General features: G+C 58.1%; 1 protein-coding gene. It reads left to right on the top strand.

What is annotated here, in order from left to right; translation table 11 throughout:
* Positions 1–278 precede the first annotated feature (278 nt).
* Positions 279–2,093 carry an ATP-dependent metallopeptidase FtsH/Yme1/Tma family protein gene (locus tag E1297_RS02615; protein WP_155133538.1) on the top strand — a complete coding sequence of 605 codons (1,815 nt, stop codon included), beginning with the start codon at positions 279–281 and terminating at the stop codon, positions 2,091–2,093.
* The last annotated feature ends 144 nt before the right edge of the window (positions 2,094–2,237 follow it).

Genomic DNA, 2,237 nt, shown 5'->3' with positions numbered 1-2,237 from the left:
GAACTGGACTTCCAGTTCGGCGCTGCGCGGCGGGTCTTTCACAACGCCCTGGAACTGAGATCCTTACTCGGAAGAGAGCGTAAGGAAAGCATCTTCAAATCAGACCTGATCGGTCTCTCTTGCTTTTAGCGTATCCTTGCTCAACCCGCCGCCCGAAAGCTCTCGCCGTTAACCAAGAGCCGACCCAATCCCTCCATGGGGCGGTGACGCAACGATAGCACTTGATCTTACCCTGAATTTAGGAAAAATTAAGTAAGGGTTCAAGTAAGGGATTCGAAATGTCGTCCTCAGATGCCGCCAGCACGCGCCGCAAAGAAAAAATTAATCTAATCCTTCTGACGATCATGCCCTTCTTTGTGGCCTTAATTGTCGGCACCTTCGCTCCCAGAGACGATGCCAAGGATCCGGATCCGGTAAAGACCGTCACCTATAACGAATTCCTCGAGCTTGTAGAGACGGAGACACTCGCGGAAGCCGAAATCACCCGCAAAACGGTCATCTCCCGGACGACCGAAGGCGACAGGATCAAGCTCACTCACAACGGCTGGCTCTACTCTGGCGACTTCCCTAAGGAACTCGCGGAGGCGGGCGTCACGGTCTCTTTCCCGGACAATGCGAGCACGGTCACACCGCTCATGGTGTTCGGAATCGTCATCGAACTGGGCTTCCCTCTTGTCATTATGGCCGTTCTGATCTTTATCGGAACCCATTACCTCAAGGAGATCCGAAAGAGCGTTGGCAAGACGTTCAACGCCACAGACCCCTCCAAGTCCATTATGTTCTCCGATGTCGCCGGACATCAGGATACCAAGTTCGAACTGGCCGAAATCAAGAGCTTCCTAAAGGATCCCTCCGCCTACGAGCGCGTCGGTGCCAAACCGCCTCGGGGTATCCTGATGATCGGCCCCCCAGGCACCGGGAAAACACTCCTCGCTCGGGCTCTGGCGGGAGAGGCGGGCGCTCACTTCCTTTCCGTGAGCGGCTCTGACTTCTCCTCCATGTGGGCCGGGGCCGGACGCAACATGATTGAGAAACTCTTCAAGGAGGCACGCAAGAAAACGCCTGCGATCATCTTCATCGACGAGATCGACAGCGTGGCATCTCGACGTGGAGGCGGAGGCGATTCCGTCGCCCGCGACCGGGACGCGACCCTGAACCAGTTGCTTGTTGAAATGGACGGCTTCGCCGCGGAAACCGGAATCATCGTCGTCGGAGCAACCAACCGCATCGACGTGCTCGACCCGGCGATCCTCCGCCCAGGCCGTTTTGACCGCCATGTGCATGTCGGCCTCCCAGACATCAAGGGCCGAGAGGAAATTCTCGAGGTCCACACGCGGAAGATCAAACTGGCACCCGAAATAAACCTTTCCGCCATCGCGCGCGGCACCCCCGGGTTTTCCGGCGCCGATCTCGCGAATATCGTCAACGAGTCCGCGATCCTGGCGGCGCGTGAAAGCGCCGAATACGCAGATGCCGCACATTTCGAGGAGGCTCGCACGAAGGTCATCGCCGGGGTTCAGCGCAAGTCCATGGTCCTCAATGAGGAGGAGCGAGACCTGATCGCCTACCATGAGGCCGGTCACGCGCTGATCGCCTGCCTGTCCGAAGGCACCGATCCTGTCCACCAGGCGACCATCATACCTCGCGGACAATCCCTTGGTTTCGTCATGCGCCTCCCTGAACGAGACCACATTTCCATCCGTAAGTCGAAACTTCTCGCGGACTTGGAGGTCCTCGCCGGAGGCCGGGCCGCCGAAGAGGCAATCTTCGGTGCCGAAGCCGTGACGACGGGGGCCGCCGCCGACATTCAAGAAGCGACCTCCATCGCCCGGCGGATGGTCGCGGAATGGGGCATGTCTCCCGATGTCGGAATGATCAAGATCGATATCTCCGACAACGGTGCGCTTCCGGAAAAGGCAGAAAAGGCCGTCAAACACCTCATCGATGACGCTTATTCGGCGGCTTCGCGAAAAATCAGGGACAATATGGACAAGCTTCACGCCATCGCCAATGTGCTCAAGGAGCACGAGACCGTCGACGGCGACGTTATTCGCGACATCGTGACCGCTCCGCAGACGACGGAAGCCGCATGACCCAGAAGCGCGGCAAGCCCCTTCCTTAAGGGAGGGGTCTCGAGTGCGCCTCGCGTAGCGAGCTATCAGGATTTACTCCGTTGTTCTTCAGCGTATTGCCTGACAGACTTGCGTCGAATGTGGTACAATTGACAAGCAGAGCCG

It is taken from the genome of Roseibium sp. RKSG952, assembly GCF_009711355.1.
Note: the sequence above shows the minus strand (reverse complement) of the source record. Positions and strands in the feature narration are given on the sequence as shown.

Coding starts and splice junctions, on each gene's coding strand:
- E1297_RS02615 (WP_155133538.1), top strand. CDS start 279: ATGTCGTCCTCAGATGCCGCCAGCACGCGCCGCAAAGAAAAAATTAAT.